Genomic DNA, 418 nt, shown 5'->3' with positions numbered 1-418 from the left:
GCTGTTGAGCAGGCCGCGCGTGCCGTAAACACATTTCTCCTGCGCGTCTTCATCCTTGAAGGTGCCGAACATCCGGTCCCATACGATCAGGATGCCGCCGTAGTTCTTGTCCAGATAGGCATCGTTGACGGCATGGTGCACGCGGTGGTTGCTGGGGCTGCAAAACCAGCGGTCGAACCAGCCCAGGCGTCCCACCTGCTCGGTGTGCACACAGAACTGGTAGAGCAGGTCAATCAGCGCCACCACGCCGAACACCAGCGGCGGAACGCCCGCCAGTGCCATGGGCACATAAAAGATCCAGCCCAGCAGCGCGCCCGAGCTGGTCTGGCGCAGGGCGGTGCTGAGGTTGTAGTCCTGGCTCTGGTGGTGTACCGCGTGCGCGGCCCACAGCACCGCCGATTCATGCCCCATGCGGTGG

At 63.6% G+C, this 418-nt stretch carries 1 protein-coding gene; it reads right to left on the bottom strand.

All coding sequences use genetic code 11. The annotated features are described in order from the left end of the window. On the bottom strand, nucleotides 1–418 hold a 418-nt coding region (locus tag GPA27_RS28565), incomplete at both ends, for a sterol desaturase family protein (RefSeq protein WP_169143754.1).

It is taken from the genome of Aromatoleum toluolicum (assembly GCF_012911005.2).
Taxonomy (GTDB): Bacteria; Pseudomonadota; Gammaproteobacteria; order Burkholderiales; family Rhodocyclaceae; genus Aromatoleum; species Aromatoleum toluolicum.
This window is presented reverse-complemented; position numbering and strand designations above follow the sequence as displayed.